At 57.7% G+C, this 23,729-nt stretch carries 23 protein-coding genes; 15 read left to right on the forward strand and 8 right to left on the reverse strand.

What is annotated here, in order from left to right:
* Positions 1-80: 80 nt before the first annotated feature.
* From QY316_02825 to coaBC, 3 genes are all read left to right on the forward strand, one after another.
* A complete protein-coding gene (locus QY316_02825; protein WKZ33356.1) occupies positions 81-2,594 on the forward strand; it encodes a mannose-1-phosphate guanyltransferase in 2,514 nt (837 codons plus the stop codon).
* Entirely contained in the window at positions 2,579-3,226 is a 648-nt protein-coding gene (locus tag QY316_02830) for an MBL fold metallo-hydrolase (protein WKZ33357.1), read from the forward strand. The genes QY316_02825 and QY316_02830 overlap by 16 nt, the downstream gene beginning before the upstream one ends.
* A gap of 390 nt (positions 3,227-3,616) precedes the next feature.
* Complete coding sequence (gene coaBC / locus QY316_02835) at positions 3,617-4,804, forward strand: bifunctional phosphopantothenoylcysteine decarboxylase/phosphopantothenate--cysteine ligase CoaBC (GenBank protein ID WKZ33358.1); 1,188 nt, start codon at positions 3,617-3,619, stop codon at positions 4,802-4,804.
* A 543-nt stretch (positions 4,805-5,347) separates the two neighbouring features.
* Here coaBC and QY316_02840 read toward each other — a convergent pair.
* A complete protein-coding gene (locus QY316_02840; protein WKZ33359.1) occupies positions 5,348-6,184 on the reverse strand; it encodes a zinc dependent phospholipase C family protein in 837 nt (278 codons plus the stop codon).
* 225 nt (positions 6,185-6,409) lie between these two features.
* On the opposite strand from QY316_02840, the gene QY316_02845 reads away from it, so the two are divergent.
* From QY316_02845 to QY316_02860, 4 genes are all read left to right on the forward strand, one after another.
* Complete coding sequence (locus QY316_02845) at positions 6,410-7,141, forward strand: hypothetical protein (protein WKZ33360.1); 732 nt, start codon at positions 6,410-6,412, stop codon at positions 7,139-7,141.
* Positions 7,142-7,309: 168 nt separating this feature from the next.
* Positions 7,310-8,602, forward strand: a complete 1,293-nt coding sequence (locus tag QY316_02850) for a nodulation protein NfeD (protein WKZ33361.1) — start codon at positions 7,310-7,312, stop codon at positions 8,600-8,602.
* 186 nt (positions 8,603-8,788) lie between these two features.
* Positions 8,789-9,559, forward strand: a complete 771-nt coding sequence (locus QY316_02855) for a slipin family protein (GenBank protein ID WKZ33362.1) — start codon at positions 8,789-8,791, stop codon at positions 9,557-9,559.
* Between the two features lie 4 nt (positions 9,560-9,563).
* Positions 9,564-10,247: a JAB domain-containing protein gene (locus tag QY316_02860; GenBank protein WKZ33363.1), complete on the forward strand. Its 684-nt coding sequence runs from the start codon at positions 9,564-9,566 to the stop codon at positions 10,245-10,247.
* 741 nt (positions 10,248-10,988) lie between these two features.
* Here QY316_02860 and thiD read toward each other — a convergent pair.
* From thiD to QY316_02880, 4 genes are all read right to left on the reverse strand, one after another.
* Positions 10,989-11,735, reverse strand: a complete 747-nt coding sequence (gene thiD / locus QY316_02865) for a bifunctional hydroxymethylpyrimidine kinase/phosphomethylpyrimidine kinase (GenBank protein ID WKZ33364.1) — start codon at positions 11,733-11,735, stop codon at positions 10,989-10,991.
* Positions 11,732-12,337 (reverse strand): DUF445 family protein, encoded by a 606-nt coding sequence (locus QY316_02870; GenBank protein ID WKZ33365.1) that lies wholly within the window; start codon positions 12,335-12,337, stop codon positions 11,732-11,734. The genes thiD and QY316_02870 overlap by 4 nt, the downstream gene beginning before the upstream one ends.
* Before the next feature lie 263 nt (positions 12,338-12,600).
* Positions 12,601-12,876 carry a DUF507 family protein gene (locus QY316_02875; GenBank protein WKZ33366.1) on the reverse strand — a complete coding sequence of 92 codons (276 nt, stop codon included), beginning with the start codon at positions 12,874-12,876 and terminating at the stop codon, positions 12,601-12,603.
* A 140-nt stretch (positions 12,877-13,016) separates the two neighbouring features.
* On the reverse strand, positions 13,017-13,298 hold the full coding sequence (locus QY316_02880) for a DUF507 family protein (protein ID WKZ33367.1): 282 nt from the start codon (positions 13,296-13,298) through the stop codon (positions 13,017-13,019).
* 250 nt (positions 13,299-13,548) lie between these two features.
* Between QY316_02880 and QY316_02885 the strand changes: the two genes are divergently transcribed.
* The 5 genes from QY316_02885 to ilvA all read left to right on the forward strand — a co-directional run bounded on the left by QY316_02885 (position 13,549) and on the right by ilvA (position 17,524).
* Complete coding sequence (locus tag QY316_02885; GenBank protein WKZ33368.1) at positions 13,549-13,959, forward strand: PA2779 family protein; 411 nt, start codon at positions 13,549-13,551, stop codon at positions 13,957-13,959.
* Positions 13,960-14,198: 239 nt separating this feature from the next.
* Positions 14,199-14,768, forward strand: coding sequence for a cysteine peptidase family C39 domain-containing protein (locus QY316_02890; protein ID WKZ33369.1), 570 nt, complete (start codon positions 14,199-14,201; stop codon positions 14,766-14,768).
* Positions 14,765-15,397, forward strand: coding sequence for a tetratricopeptide repeat protein (locus tag QY316_02895; protein ID WKZ33370.1), 633 nt, complete (start codon positions 14,765-14,767; stop codon positions 15,395-15,397). Before QY316_02890 ends, QY316_02895 begins: the two co-directional genes overlap by 4 nt.
* Positions 15,394-16,128, forward strand: a complete 735-nt coding sequence (gene rlmB / locus QY316_02900) for a 23S rRNA (guanosine(2251)-2'-O)-methyltransferase RlmB (GenBank protein WKZ33371.1) — start codon at positions 15,394-15,396, stop codon at positions 16,126-16,128. Before QY316_02895 ends, rlmB begins: the two co-directional genes overlap by 4 nt.
* Before the next feature lie 187 nt (positions 16,129-16,315).
* The gene (gene ilvA / locus QY316_02905; protein WKZ33372.1) at positions 16,316-17,524 is read left to right on the forward strand and encodes a threonine ammonia-lyase; all 1,209 of its coding nucleotides are present in this window, start codon (positions 16,316-16,318) and stop codon (positions 17,522-17,524) included.
* Between the two features lie 329 nt (positions 17,525-17,853).
* Here ilvA and QY316_02910 read toward each other — a convergent pair whose 3' ends face one another.
* Genes QY316_02910 through hisIE form a run of 3 tightly spaced genes read right to left on the reverse strand, consistent with a single transcriptional unit; the run spans position 17,854 to position 19,179 of the window.
* Positions 17,854-18,132 (reverse strand): zinc ribbon domain-containing protein, encoded by a 279-nt coding sequence (locus QY316_02910; GenBank protein ID WKZ33373.1) that lies wholly within the window; start codon positions 18,130-18,132, stop codon positions 17,854-17,856.
* 22 nt (positions 18,133-18,154) lie between these two features.
* Complete coding sequence (locus tag QY316_02915) at positions 18,155-18,493, reverse strand: histidine triad nucleotide-binding protein (protein ID WKZ33374.1); 339 nt, start codon at positions 18,491-18,493, stop codon at positions 18,155-18,157.
* The gene (gene hisIE, locus QY316_02920) at positions 18,490-19,179 is read right to left on the reverse strand and encodes a bifunctional phosphoribosyl-AMP cyclohydrolase/phosphoribosyl-ATP diphosphatase HisIE (GenBank protein ID WKZ33375.1); all 690 of its coding nucleotides are present in this window, start codon (positions 19,177-19,179) and stop codon (positions 18,490-18,492) included. The genes QY316_02915 and hisIE overlap by 4 nt, the downstream gene beginning before the upstream one ends.
* 175 nt (positions 19,180-19,354) lie before the next feature.
* On the opposite strand from hisIE, the gene pdhA reads away from it, so the two are divergent.
* The 3 genes from pdhA to QY316_02935 all read left to right on the forward strand — a co-directional run bounded on the left by pdhA (position 19,355) and on the right by QY316_02935 (position 22,945).
* Positions 19,355-20,422, forward strand: a complete 1,068-nt coding sequence (gene pdhA / locus QY316_02925; GenBank protein WKZ33376.1) for a pyruvate dehydrogenase (acetyl-transferring) E1 component subunit alpha — start codon at positions 19,355-19,357, stop codon at positions 20,420-20,422.
* Complete coding sequence (locus QY316_02930; GenBank protein WKZ33377.1) at positions 20,410-21,372, forward strand: alpha-ketoacid dehydrogenase subunit beta; 963 nt, start codon at positions 20,410-20,412, stop codon at positions 21,370-21,372. The genes pdhA and QY316_02930 overlap by 13 nt, the downstream gene beginning before the upstream one ends.
* Before the next feature lie 253 nt (positions 21,373-21,625).
* Positions 21,626-22,945: a dihydrolipoamide acetyltransferase family protein gene (locus QY316_02935; GenBank protein ID WKZ33378.1), complete on the forward strand. Its 1,320-nt coding sequence runs from the start codon at positions 21,626-21,628 to the stop codon at positions 22,943-22,945.
* Positions 22,946-23,729 lie beyond the last annotated feature (784 nt).

The raw sequence follows: 23,729 nt of genomic DNA on the forward strand, positions 1-23,729 counted from the left end.
TTAGTTCTGAATCTGTCGCCCCGGGGTCTTGCTTCGAGGCCCGGGCCTTCTTCAATACCATTTCAACCCAAGGAGAGAGCTTGAAAAGCATCATAATGGCTGGCGGGTTCGGCACCAGGCTCCGCCCCCTCACGAACAACCTCCCGAAGCCCATGGTGCCGATGGCGAACAGGCCCATGATGGAGCACATAATCGAGCTCCTCAAATCCCACGGGATAAAGGACCTTACCGCGCTCCTCTATTTCCAGCCCGAGATGATATCCGGCCACCTCGGGGACGGGAGCGCCTTCGGGGTGAAGCTCGACTATATAACGCTTACCGTCGACCTCGGCACAGCCGGAGCCGTCGGGAGCGCCATGAGGAAGATGGGCGGGGACGGGACGACGCTCATCATAAGCGGCGACGTGCTTACCGACATAGACCTCCAGAAGGCGGTAAGCTTCCACAGGGAGAGGAAGGCCGCGGCAACGATAGTCCTCACGAGGGTAGAGAACCCGCTCCCCTTCGGCATAGTCATAACCGACGAGGAGGGCAGGATCGTCAGGTTCCTCGAAAAGCCGAGCTGGGGAGAGGTCTTCAGCGACACCATAAATACAGGCATATACATCCTGGAGCAGAAGGTCCTGGACTACATACCCGCCGACAGGGAGTTCGACTTCAGCAAGGACCTTTTCCCTCTCATGCTCGACAAGAAGGAGCCCCTTTACGGCTACATAGCCGAGGGCTACTGGAAGGACGTCGGGAGCCTCGAGGAGTACAGGGCCGCGAACATGGACATCCTCCAGGGGGCCGTCCACGTCGAGGTGCCGGGCGAGAGGATAGACGGCAGGAGGCTCTGGGTCGGCAAGGGCTCGCGCATAGATTTTACCGCCAAGCTCGAAGGCTCGATAATCATAGGCGAGAACTGCCGGATAGGGGCCGAGGCCAGGATATCGAATTCGATAATCGGGCCCGGCTCCATAGTCGAGGAGGGCGCGGTAATCCTCGATTCCGTAGTCTGGGACTCGGCAAAAGTGGCCCACGGGGCGTCGCTTCACGAGAACGTGGTCGCGCGCGGAAGCGAGATACTCGACCAGGCGCACCTGGCCGAGGGCGTGATCGTGAGCGACCACTGCCGGATAGGAAGGAACGCTACAATAAAGGCAAACGTCAAGGTATGGCCATACAAGGTGGTCGAGGACGACGCGACACTCGCCTCGAGCCTCATCTGGGGCGAGAAGTGGAGCAGGAACATATTCTCGACCTACGGCGTCACGGGGCTTGCGAACATTGAGCTCTCGCCGGAGTTCGCGGCCAAGCTAGGGGCCGCCTACGGCGCCTCCCTCAAGAAGGGCGCGGCAGTGTCGACCAGCAGGGACGCGCACAAGACCTCGAGGATGATAAACAGGGCCATAATGACGGGCATACTCTCGACGGGCGTAAACGTACACGACTACGGCGTAACGCCCATGCCGGTCGTGAGGTTCCTGGCGAGGAGCGGGACCGAGGCCGGAGGGGTGCACACCAGGAGGTCGCCCTTCGACCCCCAGCTCGTCGACTTGAAGTTCTTCGACGGCAAGGGCCTCGACCTCCACCCCGGATACGAGAAGACGATAGAGAAGCTCTTTTTCAAGGAGGACTTCCTCCGCGCCCCAATGGAGGAGACGGGCGAGATGAGCTTCCCCGTTCACGGCTTCGAGTCGTACCAGAACGGCTTCCTTTCCATGATAGACTCGGAGACCATCTCGAAGGCCGGGTTCAGGTTCGTCGTGGACTACTCCTACGGCTCGTCATCGCGGATATTCCCCTACATACTCGGAAAGCTCAACTGCGAGGTCATAGCCCTTAACGCGAACCTCGACGGCAGCAAGACCACCAAGAGCCCGGAGGAGTTCCAGAGGGCGATGGACCAGCTGTCGTCGATAGTGCGCTCGCTTGACGCTGACATGGGCTTCTACCTCGACGCGGGCGGGGAGAAGGTATTTCTCTTCGACGAGACCGGCGAGGCCCTGGACGGCGACACGGCGCTCAATATAGTCACGCTCCTGGTCCTCAAGTTCAACAAGGACGCCGGGCGAAAGGGGCACATAGCGGTGCCGGTGACCGCCTCCCGCGCCATAGACAGGATGGCCGAGACCTACGGCTTCGAGGTGCGGAGGACAAAGACCACCCCGAGGGGGCAGATGGAGGCCGCGGCAAGCGAAGGGGCGCTATTCGTGGGAGAGCAGTCCGGCGGCTTCATATTCCCGGACTTCCAGCCGAACTTCGACGGCATGTACGCGATAGCGAAATTGCTTGAGATGCTCTCCAAGCACGGCACGAGGCTACACAGGCTCATGAGGGAGATACCGCCTTCCATTATAATAAAGGACAGGGTATCATGCTCATTCGAGAGCAAGGGCATGGTGATGAGGAGGCTTGCCGAGGACTCGCGGGACCTGGATACCGTGCTCCTCGACGGGATAAAGATAAAATTCGGCGAGGACTGGCTGGTGGCATACCCGAGCCAGGACATGCCCTACTTCAACCTTGTGGCCGAGGCCTCGACCGAAGAGGCGGCCCGGTCGCTCGTAAACAAATACGCGGAGAAGATAAAAGGATGGCAGAGATCCTGACATTGCCCGTCGGGCCGCTCGAGGTAAACTGCTATATCGTGTGGGACAGGGATAGCGGCGAGGGGGCCGTTATAGACCCGGGCGGGGACGTGGAAGAGATAGAGGCGGCCCTTAAGAAGGAGGGCGTGAAGGTCAGGTATATAATAAACACCCACGGCCACTTCGACCACGTGGGCGGGAACGGGCTCCTGAAATCCGCGGTGAAGGCCGAGATAGCCATACACGCGGATGACGAGCCCCTTCTGGAATACGCCCACGAGCAGGCGGTCATGTTCGGCCTGAAGACCCCGAAGCAGCCGAAACCGGATATCTATTTGGAGGACGGGGTCCTTCTTTCGTTCGGCCCCCTGAGCATCAAGGTGATACACACGCCGGGGCACTCGAAAGGCGGAGTATGCCTTTACATGGAGAAGGAGGGCGTCCTCTTTACAGGGGACACGCTCTTCGCGGGCTCGATCGGAAGGACGGACTTCGAAGGCGGCTCAATGGATGAGCTCATGGACTCCATATTCGAGAGGATACTTCCGCTCGGTGATAATGTGAGGGTGCTTCCCGGCCACGGCCCGGAGTCGACCATAGGCGAAGAGAGGGAGATAAACCCTTTTATCGCTGGAGTCAAAAGGGTAAAGTAAGAAAGGCAATTTGCTGGCCCCTCTTTCCTAAAGAGGGGCCAGGGGAGATTATCCGTAGCGTGCGCTATGCGCACCATTAATAAATCCCCTACTTTCCCCTTTAGAAAAGGGGGATATTCACTCAGGCGGTTGGGTCCACTGCAAATGAACTGCCCCGCCGCAAGCGCGGGTATCTAATCCTCCCCTCCCTTGATGGGAGGGGATAAGAGGGGAGGGTGAAATCCCTTCACCCCCACCCTACCCTCCCCCTTCAAGTGGGAGGGTAAAAAACGCCGCGAGAAATGGCGAATGACGAGGAAAATCGCAGGCGTACTTTCAGGTACGTCGATGATTTTCCGAGGAGTACAACGCAGTATGAAGCCATTTCTTGCGTCCTCGTGAAGGCGCAACGTGAGTTTACTTAAGGCTAAAAAGATCACCCTTGGCGTTACAGGGGCCATATCGGCCTACAAGGCCCTCGAGCTTGCGCGCCTTCTCGTGAAGGAAGAGGCTGTCGTCCGTCCAGTGATGACGAGGTCGGCGGCCGAGTTCATAAGCCCCTTGAGCCTGTCGACCCTCTGCTGCAACCCGGTCTCGATGGAGCTTTTCGATTCTATTGGAGAGGCCAGGATAAGCCACATCGAGCTTGCGCAAAAGGCCGACCTCATCATAGTCGCCCCGGCCACCGCGAACTTCATCGGCAAGGCCGCTGCCGGAATAGCCGACGACCTTCTTACGAACATAGCGATGGCCGCCTCGGCCCCGATACTCCTCGCCCCTTCCATGAATACGCGGATGTGGGAGAACCCTGTCGTAATGGAAAACGTAAGGAAGCTTGAGAGGGCGGGATATCGCTTCATCGGGCCCGAAGAGGGGGCGCTCGCCTGCGGCTATGAGGGCAAGGGACGCCTCGCAAAGGTGGAGGACATACTCGACGCAGCGATGGAGGCCCTGAGCCCAAAGGACCTTAAGGGCGAGAAGGTGCTCGTTACGGCCGGCCCCACGCGCGAGGCAATAGACCCGGTGCGCTACGTTTCGAACGCATCGTCCGGCAAGATGGGCTATGCCGTCGCAAGGGCCGCCCGGAGGCGGGGAGCGGAGGTGGTGCTCGTTTCAGGCCCTACTTACATTCCGAAGCCCGCAGGCATCACGCATGTGCCCGTGACCACCGCAGAGGAAATGCTGGATGCCTGCGAAAGGCATTTTGCCCAGTCGACGATAGTCGTAATGGCCGCCGCGGTCGCCGATTACAGGCCCACGAAGAGCTATCCCACGAAGGTAAAGAAGGAGGCAAAGACCCTTTCCCTTGAGATGGAGCGGACGCCCGACGTGCTGAAATACATGGGGAAGCACAAGAAGGAAGGCCAGCTCCTCGTGGGGTTCGCGCTCGAGACCGACGCGCTTGAGGAGAACGCCAGGAAGAAGCTCAAGGAGAAGAACCTCGACCTCGTGGTCGGCAACACCCCAGCAGGGCTCGACAGCGACTTGAACCAGGTGACCCTCATCGACCGCGACGGGAAGAAGGCGGTCCTGCCGCCTTTAATGAAGGACGAGGTCGCGGAGAGGATTCTGGACCTGGCGGCGGGCCTTAAAAGATGATCCACTGAATTCAGATGGAAAGCCTGTTAGTCCATGCCCCGGAAATTCTCCTGCCGGAGACTCTTAGGTAAAAAGATATTTGCCCTGCCGAGTTTTTAAGTATATGCAAAAGGGCCTTTTCCGCACTGCCGTGCGGTATGTGGGTAAGTCCTCGTTGCTATCCGTCTCCCCATTCCGGCCCGTCCACGTTCACCTATCTTATGTGCTTGCTCGCCTTACCCTCCGGGGTTTGTTGAATACAAAATAAAGGTGCGCGAAGCGCCGCTCGGTTTTTGTCTTTCCAAACAACCCAGGGGCATAAGGCGGAGCGAACCTAAGGTTGGGGGAGGGGCGGGCGAGGCGGGGCAGCAGGAGCTCGGCCCTCAATGGGCCGAGCGACATAAGGGCCGAGCCCGGAGGATGGAGGCGGAAAGAGAGCGGAGCCTTATGCCCGAAAAGAGCGCGGCAGCGCGCTAAAAGGTTTTTGCACAAGGCTAATAGATTCTTGTCTCGCCTCGTCCTGCTCAGAATGACAAGAAATAGAATTATCAGAGCTTCCCTGGCTCATATCCTCACCCACTTGAGCGCGCTCTCCATGGCTGTTTCCCAATCCCTGCCGCTCCTCTGGATGGTCTTCAACCTCTTCCTTATGAACTTCGCGGCATTGAGGGAATGCCTGCCGGTGGGGTCCTTCCTTATGCAGTGCGCCTTGTGTGAGAAGGTGAGGAGGTCTATGACGCTGTCGACCGATATGGCGAAGTACCGTTCCTTCTCTTCCTTGCTCAAGGCCCATTTGGATGAGGACGAGAGTAGGCCCAGCATCTTGTGCCACTGCTCGAACCTGTGGAGCATCAGCATGCTCGAGAATATGGTCTTGTTGGTGCGGAAGGAAAGGGGCGTGTCCTCGATGGTCTCGCCCATCAGTCGGTCGTTGTCCCGGTGGACTTCCTTTATGAACTTCCTGGGAAGCTGCCATATGCCCTTTTCAGCGAGCGCGTCGAACCTCATCTCCCAGTATATGTGGCGGAGGCTCCTTGCCGAGAAGCTCTTTATCATCATCTCGGGGATGAAATGGTTGTGGGCTATGGTATCAGCCGAGAGGTGGCTCAAATACCCGTAGGCAAAGGCCTTCTGGGAATCGGTCTCGGCCCTCCTGAGGAGCCTGAAGCCGACCTTCCAGTTGTGGCAGTGCTTGAGCTCTTCGACGAGGTTTTTCCCTATCACGATATCAGCGCTGATGTTCCCATAGAGGAAGTCATATGGGTAGGCAAGGAGGAGCGCCCTTATGGGCGGGACGAGGAGCTTTGTATTTTCAAGTATTGTCTTCCCGACCTCCAGGTGCGTTGCCGGCCCCCACGCGAGTGCCTCACCCGGAAGGAGGAGGACTGCGATAATTGTCATTATGGCTATTAAAATCATATAGTTATATGCTATAGAAAGGATTAACCGTTGTAAAGCGGAAAAAAAGATAGTAGGCTACCTCTAAAAATTGTTCTTTTTTCTGATCTCTTCGTTGAGGCGGAAATAAAATGCTCACATATTCACATATATGCTCCGCTTTTATTTCCGCCTCTGCCTCGACCTCAGAAAAAATTTCTAATTTTTAGAGGCACCCAGTAGATATTAATGATGCCACAGGATAGAGACGACGCTTCAATTGCCCTCGAATTGAGGGAGGTCGCGGATTCGCTCCGGACCCGGCTTAAGCTCCTCGGAGAGGCCGGGCTGTCGATAGTCCCCTTTGCCGGTGCCACTGCCCTGCGCTGCCCGGAAGGCCCGGTTGCCATGGAATGCGGGGAGTGCGGGCCAGGCGAGTTTGCGGCAATAAGCCCCTGCCCCTTGCACGCCTCCTGGGAAGGGGCCATTTTCGGGTGCTGGGAAATCGCCGACAGCCGCGAGAAATGCGCTGCGGTAATCTGGGGGGCGCCTGTATCCGTCAAAGGCCAGGCGTCCGAAAGGCCTTTGGAAGCCTTCCGCCCGGAAGAAATGGAGCAGTTCCTCCGAATGCTCGAATGGCTCTCGGGCGAGCTCGATGCCCCTCAGCCTGGTTCGTTCCGCATCATCGCGTCCGGTAAATGCCTTGAGAGAGGCAGGATAAGCGCGGAAGAGGCCGCCTCAGCAGCAGCGGCGGCCCTGGAGCGCAGGCTTTCGGCAATAAAACCAGGGGCAGTGCTTCTCATGGGAAGACATGCGGTCAGGGTCTTCTCTCAAAAAGATGAGGCGCCCGGCAAACCTTTCGAAAAGAACGGCCTTGTTTTCATGGCCACCTATTCGCCCGAGGAGATGCTCAAGTCCGGTCAGCGAAAAAAAGAGGCGCACGGACACCTGAAGGGGTTCATAAGGGCGGTAAGGCCCTAGCAGGGTGTTGGAAAACACCCTGCTAGGCGATCCACTGATGGATTGCCAAATCGCGAAGCAATACACAAACCGGGCAATTAGTGAGGCTTGGATGGTAAGCCGGACCTCACGGGCCCGTTTCAGCCGGTTCCGATTGAAACCCGCCCTTTTTCCTGCTAAAATCGGGGCATGGCAAATCTCTTAAGGCCCCTCCTCCTCCTTGCTGCCGCCATCCTCATACAGGCGTTCCCTTCCCATTCGTCAGCAAAAGAAATCCTATACGTAAAGGCCGAGGGTGTCGTGAACCCGGTCATGGCAGGTTTTCTCCTGGACAATTTCGAGGATGCCGCGGAGAGAAACGCCGAGGCCGTCGTTATTCAGCTCGACACGCCAGGCGGACTCGACCTTTCCATGAGGGACATCGTAAAGGCCATGCTCGCCTCTGAAGTGCCCGTTGTGGTCTATGTGGCCCCGGCAGGCTCGCGGGCCGGCTCCGCCGGGGTCTTCATGACCTATGCCGCGGACATAGCCGCAATGGCGCCGGGCACGAACATCGGCTCGGCGCACCCGGTCTCAATGGGCGGGGAAATGGACGAGACCATGGCCGAGAAGGTCGAGAACGACGCGGTCGCGTACATAAAGGGCATAGCCGCCAAGAGGGGAAGGAACGCCGAGTGGGCGGAGCTGGCGGTAAGGGAGTCGAAGAACATCACCGCCGAGGAGGCCCTTAACCTCGGGGTGATAAACATACTGGCCGCCGGCAGGGACGAGCTCATACAGAAACTCGACGGGATGAAGGTCGAGACCATAGCGGGCGAGAGGGCGCTTTCAACAAGCGGCAGCCGAGTGGTCGAGGTCGAGATGGACCTACGCTACAGGATACTCGGGGCCATAAGCAACCCCAATGTCGCCTATATACTCATGATACTCGGGCTCATAGGCATCTACTTCGAGCTCTCTAACCCGGGCGCGGTCTATCCGGGGGTCATAGGGGCCGTTTCGCTCATACTCGCCTTCTACGCCTTCCAGACGCTCCCGGTAAACTACGCCGGGTTCATCCTCATAGGGCTCGGCGTGATATTCTTCATATTGGAGCTTATGATCGTGAGCTACGGGCTTCTTGCGATAGCCGGTGTCGTTTCTCTACTTTTGGGGTCGCTCATGCTATTCGATTCGCCTGCGCCGTATTTCCGCATCTCCATCTGGGTGATACTCCCGGCAGTGATACTCATGACCGCCGTCGTAATAGGCGCCATGCTCTACGCGGTAAGGGTGCACAGGAGAAGGCCCGTAAGCGGGACCGACACCCTCGTCGGCTCGGTGGGGGTCGCCTCAGGGGACTTCGGGGGCGATGAAAAGGAAGGGAGCGTCTACGTCGAGGGCGAGTACTGGAACGCCGTAAGCGATGTGCCTCTAATAGTCGGGGAAAAGGTCAGGGTGGTCGAGGTGAGGGGGCTTTTGCTCAAGGTGACGAAAGCCTGACAGGCTGCTCAAAAAGCCCTTGAATGCGTCGTCTTCAAAATTGGCAACTCCGGCGTACAGGAAAGTACGCCTCATTCCTCATTTTTCGACTCCTTGCATCTTGGACTTTTTGCCTGAATAAAAACGAGTTTTCAGCAAGCTGTTAAAACCATTCGGATATCAAGGGCGGAAAGAAAGGGGAGGTAAATGGACATGGACTTCGGCATAGGCGCGGGTACGCTGGTACTGATTGCGCTGGCGGTGCTCTTTTTATGGAGCGCTGTAAAGATACTACCCGAGTACGAAAGGGGCGTAATATTCTTCCTCGGGCGGTTCCAGGCCGTAAAGGGGCCGGGGCTGACACTTCTCATCCCCGGCATCCAGAAGATGATGAAGGTGAGCCTACGTACTGTCGCGATGGACGTGCCTCCGCAGGAGGTCATAACCAAGGACAACGTCTCGGTGAGGGTGAACGCGGTCATCTATTTCAGGGTGGTGAACTCGGACAAGGCCGTAATCGCGATAGAGAACTTCCTCTACGCCACGAGCCAGCTTGCCCAGACGACCTTGAGGAGCGTCTGCGGACAGGCCGAGCTCGACGAGCTCCTTACCGAAAGGGAGAATATAAACAAGAGCATACAGGCGATACTCGACCGCCAGACCGACCCCTGGGGCATAAAGGTGAGCATAGTCGAGGTCAAGGCCATAGACCTACCCGAGGAGATGAAGCGCGCCATGGCAAAGCAGGCCGAGGCCGAGAGGGAGAAGAGGGCCAAGATAATCCACGCGGAAGGCGAGGCTGTTGCAGCCACCCGGATATTCGACGCAGCCGAGCTCCTCGCAAAGAACCCGGTATCGCTACAGCTCCGGTATCTCCAGACGCTTACCGAGATAGCCGCGGAGAAGAACTCGACCATACTCTTCCCGCTGCCCATGGACCTCATAAAGCCGTTTCTGAAGGCCTTGAAGACGGAATGACAGGATGGCCGAAAACCACCCCGCGTCAGGCCACAGGAAAAGGCTCAAGGAGAGGTTCCTCAAGTCCTCGCTCCAGGGCCTGCACGACTACGAGGCCGTAGAGCTCCTCCTTGCCTACGCCATCCCGAGGAGGGACGTAAAGCCCCTTGCCAAAAAGCTGCTTAAGGAGTTCAAGGGGCTTAAAGGGGTACTGGAGGCCTCTCCGGAGAGGCTCAAGGAAGCGAGCGGTCTCGGCGAGGCGAGCGCCCTCCTGCTGGCGCTCGTAAGGGAGGCGGCCAGGGCATATCTTTCGGAGAGGAGCACCTCCTTTAGGGGGGTCGTATCTTCCCCGAAGGACGCCGTGAGGGTGCTGCGAGATTCTCCGGAAGGCGCTGGAAAAGAGGGCCTTTTCGCGCTCTATCTGAACTCCAAGAACGAGGTCCTCGGAGTGGAGTCGATGGGAGAGGCTTCTGAGCCGGTTTCCCCCAAGACGGTCATCAGGAAGGCCTTCAGCCACAACGCCAGGTCGATGATACTTGTGAACTCGAAAAAGGGGAAGGCAGTTGCCGCGGCAGGGGAGCGGGGGCTTGCCGCGGAGATAGACGCCGCGGCCTCGTCCATAGACATACTCGTGCACGATTACATAATCGCTGGGGACGAGGGGTTGCTGAGCGCGAGGGAGCTGGGGTGGCTGAGGGCTAAGAATTGATTCAAGGGCAAGCTTGAAAAAATTGAGCTTTACCCGGATTCTGCGTAGTTACGGTAATAAAAATGCTCACATATTGTCATATATGCTCCGCTTTTTATTCCAGGCCTTCCGGAAAAGCGGGAAAAATCTCTAATTGTTAGAGGTTGCCTACAACGACTTGATTTGAAAATTGGTGCCCCTCTTTTTTGAAGAGGGGCAGGGGAGATTATCTTTCTTCCAGGCAGCTTCTTTATTCCATTTAGAGAAACGGTCAGAAACCCCCGGCCTTTCAAGGCCGGGGATGAATGGCCGCCCGTAGCGAAGCCAGCGTAAGCTGGCGTAGCGGAGGCAATATCGCCTCACGGTTTCCCGATACCCCGGCCTTCAGGCCGGGGAGAGGTTCATCAGCTTGCTGAAAAACTCCGTTTTTATTCTCTCTCGGGTTTAATACCCCGCAGCTTGCTGCGCTGTCTTTTAACTCCTCCCCCTTGATGGGGGAGGTTGGGAGGGGGTGAAGGATAAGTCACCCTCCCCTCTTATCCCCTCCCATCAAGGGAGGGGATGTTTGAAGATACCCCGCAGCTTGCTGCGGGGAGGTTCATTTCAGGCTGCTCGAAAAGCTCCATATGCGAGGCGTCGAGGAGCGAGGAATGCGGCGTACTTTTCGTGTACGCCGCAGTGACGAGCGACGAAGACAACGAAGCAGATGGACTTTTTCAGCAGCCTTTTCTGAAAAAGAAAGGATCCAGGTTTAGCCAGGCCTCAAGCGCGCGGCCGCTCCCTCAGGACCCTCACAAGGTATGCCCTTGCGTCAGCCACCGCCTCTCCAACGCCCTTGCCTTTGGCAAGCCCGGCGGCTATGCCTGCCGAGAGTATGCACCCGGTGCCGTGGAAACGGCCTATCCCGCCCTTAAGCCGCCTTCCCCTGTAGTATCTGAACGACAGCCCGTCGAATAACACGTCCACCGGCTCTCCCTCAAGGTGGCCGCCCTTCACGAGCGCGTGCCTCGCGCCCATTTCGAATAGCCGCCTTGCCGCGAGTTCCATCTCTTTTACACCGTTTATCCGCCTTACTCCAGTCAGGGCCGCTGCCTCGTCAAGGTTCGGCATGACGACATGGATTGATGCAAGGATGGACCTGATTTCAGAAAGGCCGTCCTTCGTAAGTAACGACTTCCCGCTCGTTGACCGGAGCACCGGGTCGAGCACCACGTTCGGGAGTGACCGCCTTTTTATCAGGTTCCTTATCGCCCGGAGGTTTTCGGGGCTGCCAGCCATGCCGATCTTTACCGCGTTGACCTCGAACTCTTCCAGAAGGGCATCGGCCTGCCTTGCCACAAAGCGCGGCGGTACAGGGAGAGCAGCCTTGAAGTCGGTAGAATTCTGGGCCGTAAGCGCCGCGGCCACCGAAAGGCCGCACACCCCGAGCTCGTGGAAGGTAAGGAGGTCCCTCTGGAGGCCCGCGCCGCCCGAGGGGTCTGACCCCGCTATGGTGAGGACCGTTTTCATGAAAGCCCGAAGAGGTAGGTGAAAAGGGACTGGAAGACGCCGATAATGAAGCCCATTATGCCCCCGAGGTATTCGAGATGCTTAAGCTCCCTGGTTATGAAGTCCGTAAGGAGCCTCTCGAACCTCATGAGGTCGAGCTGGTCTATGCGCGTTACCAGCAGCTCCTTTACGTCTATCCTGTCCCTGACCTTTGCCGCAAGCGTACCCTTTTTCCTGTCGAGGTGAGTTACTATCTCCCTCGTAAGGAGGAGCTTGATCTGGCTCTTGAGGTTCTCCGAGACGAGGCCCACGACAGGGAGCTTCAAGAACCTTGAGGAGAACCTGTGCTCCACGGCCTCCTCCACTGTCCTTTCGACCTCCCTTTCCCAGTTGAGCCCCGAGAGGGCCTTCCCAAGGTCCTCTGAGGAGAGGAGTTCTTTTTCTATGGTCCGGGCTATGGACCTTGCTATCTCCTTCCGCCTCTTCGGTATTATGCCCTGTATGCGGAAGCCGAGCACCTCCAGCGGGATATGCGGCCTGAAAAGCAGCTTTATCGCGACGTAGTTCGTGAGCCAGCCTATGGCGGCCCCGATTATGGGGGGGAGTATGAGATTAAGGTACATCTGTTGATTTTAGAGGCTGCTGAAAAGTCCATCAGCGTCAAAGGCTACGTCGCTGGACACTCCGGCGTACACGAAAAGTACGCCTCATTCCTCGCTCCCCTATTCCAACGGGGGCCTCGCTTCTGGAGCTTTTTGAGCAGCCTGTGATTTTGAGTTTTTTAGCAACCTGTCAGGTGTAAATCCCAAATTTTTAGAGGTTGATATAAGTTTCTTGGGGATGCTCAAGAGGGGTAACCGGCGGAGAGGTTGAGGGCGGGGCCTGCTCAGCGGAAGCCCTTTTTGGACGCCTCCTCCTCGAAATACTTCTTGTAGAGTATGTCCCACTCGCGGCTTCCCTCGGGGACATCTCTTGAGAGCGAGCGTATCTTTGCCCGGGCCGCGGTGTCGGCCTCGTCCTCGACCTTCAAATACCCGGTCATGGCCTTCTTTATCTCGGCAAGGGCCTTGTCCTCGTCGGTAAAGTCCACGAGGTCGTCCTTCCATACGCCGTCGAAAAGGAGGTGGGCTATGTGCGATATCCTGTCGTCCGAGAGCCTCAAGGCAACCTCTATAAATTAGAGTTTTTTACCGCTTTTCCCTGAAGGGCGGGAATAAAAAACGGAGCATATATGTGAATATGTGAGCATTTTTATTCCCGGCTGACACAGAGCCCGGGGAAAAGGCCATTTTAAAGGTTGCCTCAAAGGACTATGCCCCTTTCCCTGGCCAGCTTGCCCTTTATCATGTTGAACATCTTCCTGTAATCGAGCCTGTCCTTGTCGATCGCTCCGGCATGGCTCTGGAGAAGCCCCTCTACCTCCCTGTCGAGCTCGTCCTCGGCCCGGAGGTCCGCCAAAAAGACCTCGGTCATCTTCTCGAAGGCCTTTCTCTCGTCGGCCTTGAAGACCACGAGTCCCCCGTCTTTAAGCCTTTCGAGGACGTTCCTGACTATCTTCTCGACCTGGTCCCTGGAGAGTTTCATGAACCGAAAATATCACAGGATACCAATGTTTGCAAGGGTGTTGACACGTGGCCTTTTTTAGACTATAAATTATCGAATGCTCCTTGCGGAGCTCAGTCAAACGAGGCAAGCCCTCTTGCATTGAAAACCGAGGAAAAGCCCTCTCCCGCTATCGAGTTTTTTGCGGTCTTAAGCCCGCTATCATCGCAGGCAGTTTTGTGTATCTCTTTCGGCAGCGCACTTTTAACAACAGAAAAGGGGGAGTGCAGTTATGAAAGTCGTAAAAAGCTTCTATTTCAGGCAGGTCGCTCTTGTCCTTGCCTTCACAATGCTCGTCCTCGGAAGCATCCCCACAAAGAGCATGGCTCTTGTGATCGGCTCTGACGCCGTGGTCGCTGCCGTGGCCGCAGAAGAGGCCCGCGAAGCTGACATTGCCAGGGTTCAGAGGGTGCTTGAGAGCAAGCTCGTGGCGGACAAGCTCCAGCAGGCGGGCCTTTCGGAGGCCGAGATAAACGAGAGGCTGAGTAAGCTTTCGGACTCCGAGCTGCACTCGTTCGCCTCCCAGCTCGAAAGCCTCTATCCCGGCGGCGACGCCCTGAGCGCGATAATAGCGCTCCTTATAATCGTCATACTCGTGCTGGTGGTCCTTAAGCTCGCGGACAGGAAGATAGTCATAAGATAGCGCAACATGGCGGGGCCCGGGCTCAGGCCCGGGCCCTTTTTTTCTGGCCCCGGCTGGCCGGGGCCTCTTCAAGGAAAGCTTGCCGGTCCTCGATGGCAGCCTCTAAAGATTGGCCTTTCCCCGGACTCTTTGTCAGGCCTGGAACAAAAATGCTCACATGTTAATCATATATGCTCCGCTTTTTATTCCAGGCCTCCGGAAAAAGCAGGAAAAATCTCTAAATTTTTAGAGGTTGCCGCATGTCGCTCAGCAAGGCCCTTTTTCTTTCCGTTCTCCTGCTCTTCATCTCCGGGTGCGCCCCGGCAAGGGATGCCGTGCTCGAATCCCTCAGGGCCGACCCGGCTGCAGGCGCCTATATAGAAGGCGTGCCCTTTTTTCCGCAAGACGAATACCTGTGCGGCCCGGCAGCGCTTGCCGGAGTGATGGCCTTTTACGGCGCCGAAGAGTCGATGGACGGGGTGGCCGGGGCCGTATATAATGAGAAGCTCAGGGGCACTCTCCCGATGGACCTCCTCGTCTACGCAAGGGACAGGGGGTTTGAGACGAGCTATTACAAGGGGGGATTCAAAGACCTTTCGGAAAGGGTCGGGAAAGGCGAGCCCCTGATATTATTCCTCAACCTGGGCTATGACATCTACCCGGTCGGGCATTACATCGTGGCCGTGGGGATACGCGAAAAGGACGGCGTGGTCCTGGCCCACTCCGGGACTGAAAGGGAAAAGGTCTACGGCATGAAGGAGCTTCAAAAGGCATGGTCCAGGACAGGGTATTCGACGCTACTTGTCCGCCCAGAGGGGAGGGAAAATTGAAAAGGGTACACGCTCTCGCGCTTTTCGCGTTCCTTTCGCTTGCGTCGTGCGGGGTGTTTGAGGTCAAGGACTCGACCCCGCTTTCATTCGACGAGCACATGAGGCTCGGCTCCATCTACGAATCCCAGGGCAAATATGAGTTGGCGCTCCGCGAATACGAGAGCGCGCAGGCCATCGATACCAAGGAGGCCAAGGCCTACTTTGCCCTGGGGAATGTTTACCTGAGGACGGGCGAGTACGGCAAGGCGGAAAAGAGCTATGCCAGGGCAATCGAGCTCGGGCCGAGGCCCGAGTACTACAATAACCTTGCATGGGCGCTCATGGAAAAAGGCGACCTCCAGGCGGCAAGGGCCTCGGCTGAGGAGGCCCTTAAAAGCTCTCCTCCAAAGGAAAAATTCATCTACCTTGACACGCTCGGCGTCCTTGAGATGAGGGCCGGGGAGTACGTGTCGGCTGAGGAGAAGTTCCTGCAGGCCGCTGGCACGGTGCCAGAGGGGCGCGCAGACGCTCTCTCCGAGATATACAGGCACCTCCGCGAGCTTTACAGGGCAAGCGGAGAGCCGGAGAAGGCCTCCACAATCGACCGGAAGCTCGAAGTATTCAGGGGCGGAGACAAAGAAGGGCTTTGAGGACTGTATACGGAATAAACCCGGTGCTTGAGGCGCTTCGCTCGGGGGCCGTCATCGACAAGGTCTTGATCTCCGAGGGGAGGACCGGCAGGGCGGCTTCCGACATCATGAAGCTCGCGGGCCAGAAAAAGGTCGAGGTCGCAAAGGCCGCCCCGCACGAGATTGCGAAGATTGCCGGGACCGAGAGGCACCAGGGGGTAGTTGCGCTCCTGCATGAGGAGTTCAGGTATTCGGATATCGAGGACCTCATTGCCGCATGGAAGGCGAAGGGCGGGCAGGCCTTCTTTCTCGTGCTCGATTCAGTGCAGGACCCGCAGAACCTCGGCTCTCTCGTAAGGACCGCCAATGCCGCCGGGGTGCACGGGGTCGTCATACCGAAAGACAGGGCGGCCGAGGTGACGCCGGCTGTCGTCAAGGCCTCGGCAGGCGCGACCGAACACACGCTGATAGCCCGGGAAGTGAATATCACGAGGGTGCTGGAGAGGCTCAAGGAGGAAGGGGTCTGGGCGGTCGCCGTTGAGGCCGGGTGCAGGGACGCGCTCTGGGGCACTGACCTCGATAGAGATCTGGCCCTCGTAATCGGGAGCGAGGGAAAGGGCATAAGGAGGCTCGTCAGGGAAAGTTGCGACCTCTGCGCCTCCATACCGATGGCCGGCCAGGTAAATTCCCTTAATGCCGCGCAGGCCGGGGCCATAGCGATGTTCGAGGCCCTGAGGCAGCGGGGGAGATAGCAGGCTGCTGAAAAAGGCCAATCTGCTGTGTCGTCTTCAACATTGGCAACTCCGGCGTACAAAAAAGAAAATTATATTGTAGGGCGCGCTATGCGCACCATTACAAATCCCCCGCCATCCCCTTTAGAAAGGGTCTTAGGAAAGGGGGATAAATCCTTGCTGACGGCAAATCCAGAACATGGTGCTCATGTCCAAGGCCGTCCTTTCTGACCTCGTAAGGGAAGCAGCCGAAAGGCTCAAGGGTGTCATAAGCCCCACCCCGCTCATATACTCTTCCAGCCTTTCGAGGCTCTTGGGCTTCGAATGCCTCCTTAAGCTCGAAAACCTCCAGAAGACCGGCTCATTCAAGGCGCGCGGGGCCTACTTTAAAATCTCTTCTCTTTCAGACCGGGAAAGAGCAGCTGGCGTTATAGCCGCCTCCTCGGGCAACCACGCCCAGGGGGTCGCGTGGGCCGCGGCGCTACTGGGCGTGAGGTCGCACATAGTAATGCCCGAGACGACACCCATCGTGAAGTTCGTGGCGACAAAAGGCTACGGCGGCGAGGTCATAATACACGGCAGCAACTTCATGGAGTCTTTCGCTTACGCCAGGGACCTTTCAGCCAAAAGGGGCCTGACGCTAATCCATCCTTTTGACGACTATTCGATAATCGCCGGGCAGGGGACGATCGGCCTTGAGATAATTGAGGCGGCCCCGGAAGCCGACGCTATCGTCGTCCCGGTGGGCGGAGGCGGCCTCATCTCGGGGATTGCCTCTGTGGTGAAGGAGAAAAGCCCGGGCATGAAGGTAATAGGCGTTGAGGCAGCGGCATCGAGCTCGTGCATCGAGTCACTTAAAAGGGGCGGGCCATCGGAGGTAGAGGAGAGGCCCACCATCGCCGACGGAATAGCCGTAAAGCGCCCCGGTGAGAAGACCTTCAAGATAATAAGAGAGCTTGTGGACGAGGTCCATGACGCAGGCGAGGACTCGATCGCATGGGCGATAGTTCAGCTCCTTGAAAGGAAAAAGCTCGTGGTCGAAGGCGCGGGCGCGGTGGGCGTCGCAGCGGCCATCGAAGGGAAGCTCCCGAAATCCGTAAAGAAGGCCGTCTTCGTCCTTAGCGGCGGCAACATCGACGTGACCACCCTTGACAGGATAATAAGGCTCGGGCTGATACGCGAGGGGAGGATATTGAGGCTGTCGGCCCTCATACCCGATGAGCCGGGGGCATTGGCCCGGCTTACCGCCGACATAGCTGCGCTCAAGGCCAACATCCTCCATGTGATACACGAGAGGGAGGCCGTTTCCGCGCCCATCAACACCATCCGGCTCGAGATAGTTCTTGAGACCGAAGGTCACGGACATTCGGAGAGGATAAGAAAGGAGCTTGGGGGGAAGGGGTACCTGCTGGGTTGAATGTAAATAAGCCAGATTTGATTATCGCACCGTTGTCATTCTGAGCGTAGCGAAAAATCTGGCATTTGATATTTTGCGGCGCTTATGTCTTTTCTTTACGATCTCCTTGAATTCTCTGCGCCTTAACGCCGCGCTTCAGTTCGAAGACGAGCTCCGAGAGCGTGATGGCCTCCTAGATCTTCTTTCCGCGGGGCACTTCCGCCAGGCTTGCAGCTCTCTTTGCTTTAAATGTGGCGCGTATGGGTTTTATCAGCGTGCAGGGGCCTTAACAAGCGTCCAGGCTCCGATTCTCCGTCCAGGAAACGCGCTATTACCGGCGATAGCCGAAGCTACTTCCCCTGCCACCTCTTCAGGAGCTTCATCCTCCCCCAGGCCAACTCGCGGGCCTCTTCCTGGGAGATATTCTTTCCGATCATCATGGCGGACGAGAGCTTCTCGAGCATCTCTTCCTTTGTGATGTCCGGCTCGGTAAACTGCCCTTTCCAGTAGCAGTACCTGCAATAGAAGGTGTTCATCACGGTGAGGTTGGCCTCGCAGCCGAACTCATCCTTGTTCATTATGAGCATGCCGCAGCTGTGGCACACCGGGCCTGGTAGTATTTCAGCCATACTTTTTTACGCCTCCCTTTTCTTATCCCATCCTGCCGAGGAGCGTTCTCCCGGCCATGAAATGCATGTGCAGGTGGAAGACGGTCTGGCCGCCCTCCTCGTTGGTGTTTATTACGGTACGGAAGCCCCTCTTGTCCAGCCCGAGCTTTTTAGCCAGCGCCTTTGCGGTCTCAAGCATCTCAGCAAGGAGCTCCCTGTCGTCGCAGTCCATGAGCGTTTCGTAGTGCGCCTTCGGGATTATGAGGATGTGCGTTGGGGCCTGCGGGTTTATGTCCCTTATCGCAATGAGCCTTTCGCTTTCGAGGACGACCTCGGACTTGGCCTCTTTCCTCCCGATACGGCAGAATATGCAACCGCTCATTTCCCGCCCCGCGCCTCCTTCTCAGTTATGCCTGATATGCCGAAACGCCTCGCGAGTTCCCCGTATATCTCGTCCATGCCGATGCCCTTCTCTGAAAGTAGGACCATGCAGTGGAAGAGGAGGTCGGAAAATTCATAGACCACCTGGCCGTTCTCCTTGGAGCTTGCGGCTTCCAGGAGCTCGGCGGATTCCTCCTCTATCTTGTCGAGTATCTTCGTAAGCCCCTTGGCGTAGAGCGAGGCGACATATGATTTCGCCGGGTCGGCTTTCTTCCTTTCGGCGAGCACCTTCATGAGCTCCGTAAGCACGGCAGGCCCCGAGGGCTTTACCTCCTTGCCGTCCAAAGCCCTGTAGAAGCATGTCCTCTCGCCAGTGTGGCAGGCAGGCCCCCTGGGCTCGACGAGCAAGAGAAGGGTGTCCCCGTCGCAGTCGTACCTTACGGAGCGGACCTCCTGGAAGTTACCGGAGGTCTCGCCCTTCAGCCAGAGCTTCCCCCGGGAGCGGCTGAAATAGTGCGCCCTTCCGGTCGCAAGTGTCTTCTCGACGGCGACCCTGTCCATCCATGCCATCATAAGGACCTCGGAGGTCCGAGAGTCCTGCGCTATGGCGGGCACGAGCCCGCTCTCGTTGAACTTGACGGCGCTTATGTCGAACTGAATGGGTTCCACAGGCGGATATAATACCATGCGGATTTCCGTGAATTCCAGTGTTTTGAAAGGGTCCTCTTCCAGCCGGGCAATTGCGCCAGGTATGTTTTTTTTGCAAAGCCGGTTTTGCCGCCTGACTTACACGGGATACACTGGATTTACTCGCGCGCCGGGCCGCCTTGACGGTCAGGTTTTTGGCTGATAGACTACCTCTATGCCTACAAAGACCGTTTCAAGCTCCGAGACGAAAAACATCCAGATAATCAACGAGAAGGGCGAGGCCGACGGCTCCCTCGTAAGCCTGTTTGCCGAGGATGACTTCCGGCGTTTCTTCGAGACCATAATACTCGCCCGCACCTTCAACCACAGGGCCCTGAGCCTTCAGAGGGAGGGACGCCTCGGCACCTATGCCTCCATCTGGGGGCAGGAGGCCTCCCAGATAGGCTCGGCGCTCGCCTTCGGAGAAGAGGACTGGTTGTTCCCTTCATTCAGGGAGTCCGGGGTCTACATCGCAAGGGGCTACCCCGTCTGGATGCTCTACCGCTACTGGGCGGGGGACGAGCGCGGCATGCACGCCCCTACGGGCTTTAACCTCTTCCCCATGAGCGTGCCGGTCGGCACGCAGGTGCCGCACGCAACTGGCGCGGCCTGGGCCATGAAGCTCAAGGGCCACAGGAAGGCGGCTGCGGTCTACTTCGGCGACGGCGGCTCGTCAAAAGGGGACTTCCACGAGGGGCTAAATTTCGCCGGCGTCTTCAAGGTCCCTGCCATATTCATATGCCAGAACAACCAGTGGGCCATATCCGTGCCGAGGTCCAGGCAGACGACGGCGAAGACGATAGCCGAGAGGGCCTTCGGCTACGGCTTCGAGGGCGTCCAGGTGGACGGCAATGACATATTGGCCGTATTCAAGGTCACGAGGGACGCGATAGAGAGGGCCAGGGCCGGCGAAGGACCGACCCTCATAGAGTGCTTCACCTACCGCCTCGACGACCACACCACCGCCGACGACTCGTCGCGCTACAGGAGCGACGAAGAGGTCGAGTACTGGAAGGAGAGGGAGCCCCTTAAAAGGCTCAGGACATACATGGAAGGCAAGGGCTGGTGGACGAAGGAATATGAAGACAGTGTAACGAAAAAAGCCGAGGAGAGGATCGATTCCGAGATACGAAAGGCAGAGGCATTCGAGGCGCCAGACCCGGCGGACATCATAAAATACACGTACGGCTCCCTTACCCCGCGGCAGGCCCGGGAGCTGAAGGAGTTCAAGTGGCGAGGCTGAACCTTGTGCAGGCCATAAACCAGGCCCTCGCCCAGGAGATGGAGCGGGACAAAGACGTCATCGTCATCGGCGAGGACGTGGGAAAGGACGGAGGCGTTTTCAGGGTCACGCAGGGCCTCCTGGATAAATTCGGCCCCGAGAGGGTCATGGATACCCCACTTTCGGAGCTCGGCATCATAGGCGCGGCAGTGGGGCTTGCCGCATACGGCATGAAGCCGGTTGCAGAGATACAGTTCATGGGATTCACCTACGCAGGTCTTGAGCAGCTCTTCTCGCACGCCGCGCGCATACGCTCCCGTTCGAGAAACCGTTTCACCTGCCCGATGGTCGTCCGCACCCCTTACGGTATAGGCATAAAGCCGCCGGAGCTTCATTCGGAATCTACCGAGGCGCTGTTCTGCCACATGCCGGGCTTGAAGGTGGTCGTGCCTTCAAACCCGTATAGCGCCAAGGGCCTCCTTGCCTCGGCCATAAGGGACCCCGACCCGGTGCTTTTTCTGGAGGCATCGAGGCTTTACAGGTCCATTAAGGCGGAGGTTCCGGAAGAGGAGTATACGATACCCCTCGGCAAGGCCTCGGTTTATCAGGAGGGGAATGACATTACGGTCGTTTCCTGGGGCACCATGCTCCACAGGGCAGCGGAGGCCTCGGAGGATTTCGACTGCGAGATAATAGACCTGCAGACGCTCCGCCCCTATGACGAGGAGGCCGTAGTAAATTCCGTAAAGAAGACCGGCAGGCTCGTCATAGTCTATGAGGCGACGAGGATAGGGGGCTTCGGTGCGGAGATAGCGGCACTCGTAGCGGAGGAGGCTTTCGAGTACCTCAAGGCCCCTGTAATAAGGGTGGCGGCGCCGGAGGCCGTTATACCCATGGCAAGGCTCGAAGACCATTACATGCCCTCTCCCGAGAGGATAAGGGCTGCTTTCGAGAAGGTGATGCAGTACTGAGGCAGCCTCTGAAAATTGATTTTTTCCCCGGACTCTGTGTCAGGCCGTTAATAAAAATGCTCACATATTGTCATATATGCTGCGCTTTTATTCCCGGTCTTCCTCGATTGCGGGGAAAAATCTCGAATTTTTAGAGGTTGCCCTGGATTAAAAACCGCTCTTTTCCCCGATCTCTTAAGTAAAGAAGCACCCCATTTTGATATACGCGGGTAGCGGCGAATCTTATCTATCGCTTTTTTTCAGGAGGACCTTGATGGAATTCGAATTCCGGCTGCCGGACCTCGGCGAGGGCATAACCGAGGGCGAGGTGGTGAAATGGCGCGTAAAGGAGGGCGACCGCGTCGAGGAACACCAGGTCGTCGTCGAGGTGGAGACCGACAAGGCCATTGTCGAGGTCCCTTCGCCGAGGGGAGGGAAGGTCACGGGCATCAATAAGGGCGAGCGAGAGACGGTCAGGGTCGGCGAGACCCTTATGAGGATAGAGACGGAAGCGGCTGCCGAGGAAAGGGCCCCTGAGAAGAAACCTGAAAAGAAGAAAGCAGAGGAGCAGAGGGCGAGGCCTCCCTCGGTTTCGGTCGTGGGCGCATTGCCTGAAAAGGAGGAGGTCACCGCATCCCCCAAGGCGAGGGCGCTCGCCAAAAAGCTTGGAGTGGACCTTCCGGCTGTAAAAGGCACAGGGCCGGGCGGCATGGTAACCGAGGCGGACGTAAAGGCCGCATCCGAAGGCAAGGCGGCCCCTCCCAGGCCGCCGGAAAAGGAAGAGGCCGTCGAGAGGGCTTACGAGCCGAGGCTTGAAGAGAGGCCCGGGCCTCCAGGGGAAAAACGGGCCGAGGAAAGGCCGCCCTCACCGCCAGGACAGGACAAGTACGGGCCTGTCGAGCGGATACCCATAAGGGGCGTAAGGAAGGCCATAGCAAAAAACCTCCTCGCGAGCCAGAGGACCGCCGCGTTCGTAACGGGCATGGACGACGCGGACGTGACCGAGCTTTGGGCCCTCCGGAAGCGAGAGTCAAAGGTCGCGAAGGAAAGAGGGGTGCACCTCACCTTCCTCCCATTTTTCATGAAGGCCGCGCAGCACGCCCTTGCGGCCTATCCCCGCGTAAACGCCTCGGTCGACGAGCAGTCGGGCGAGATAATCATTAAGAAATACTACAACATCGGCTTTGCCGTGGACACGCCCGAGGGGCTCATGGTCTCGGTAGTGAAGAACGTGGAAAAGAAGACCATACTCGATCTTGCCGCGGAGCTGCAGGAGCTTTCGCTCAAGGCCAGGGAGAGGAAGATAACCCTTGATGAGCTCAAGGGCTCGACCTTCACCATAAGCAATTACGGGAGCTTCGGCGGCACCTACGCGACCCCCATAATCAACCACCCTGACGTTGCAATACTCGGCACAGGGAAGATAAGCGAAAGGCCCTGGGTGGTGAACGGGTCGGTCGCGATAAGGAAGGTGCTCCCGATATCATTCACCTTCGACCACAGGGTCATAGACGGCGCGGACGCGGCCCGGTTCGTGAACAGGATAGTAGCCTACCTCGAAGACCCGGGAAGGATATTCATAGAGAGCTCATGAGGACTGGCGCGGTATGCTTCAGCCCGGCAGGATTTTTTGTCATTCTGAGGGAGCGTAAGCGACCGATAATTTTTGCAGGACAGCAAAAATTGAATGCCGAGCCTCTTAGCGAGGCAGCCCGAAGGGTCGAGCCCCAGGACGGGGCGAGATAAGAACCTCGTATACAAGCCCCGTCGCAAAAAGACCTTTTAACGCGCTGCCGCGCTCTTTTTGGGCATAAGGCTCCGCTCCCTTTCCGCCTCCTTCCTCCGGGCTCGGCCCTTAAGTCGCTCGACCTTCGGCCTCGCTCCTGCTGCCCCGCCTCGCCCGCCCCTCCCCCATCCCCATGTTCGCTCCGCCTTATGCCCCGGGGTGGTTTGAAATACAAAAACAAAAACGAGTGAGATTCTTTTTGTCTTGAAACAAACACCGGAGGGTAAGGCGAGCGCAGCATAAGGGAGGAAGAGCGTGAACGGGCCGGGGCGGGAGGAGCAAAGCGACTTAAGGGGCCCGTTGGAGATTCCCGGCATTCCGCCGGGAATCTCCAACACAAGAGGAAGATTTCCGGATTTACATCCGCTCGCTCGACCCCCAAAAAAAATCGGGGTCTCTCTTCGCTTTTGTGTGTTCACGGGGTGGGGGAGGGGGTTAGCAAGCGAGTCTTACCCTCAAAAACCGCACGGCAGTGCGGAAAAAGGCAGTTTTGCACATATGGTCAATGTATGGCCATTTTCATTACCCCCAGCCTTGTAGAATTACCCGGCCTTCTCCCAAAAAAGAGCCCCGCCTTTTCAGGCGGGGCCTC

It is taken from the genome of Thermodesulfobacteriota bacterium (assembly GCA_030583865.1).
In the GTDB taxonomy this organism is placed as follows: Bacteria; Desulfobacterota; GWC2-55-46; order GWC2-55-46; family GWC2-55-46; genus UBA5799.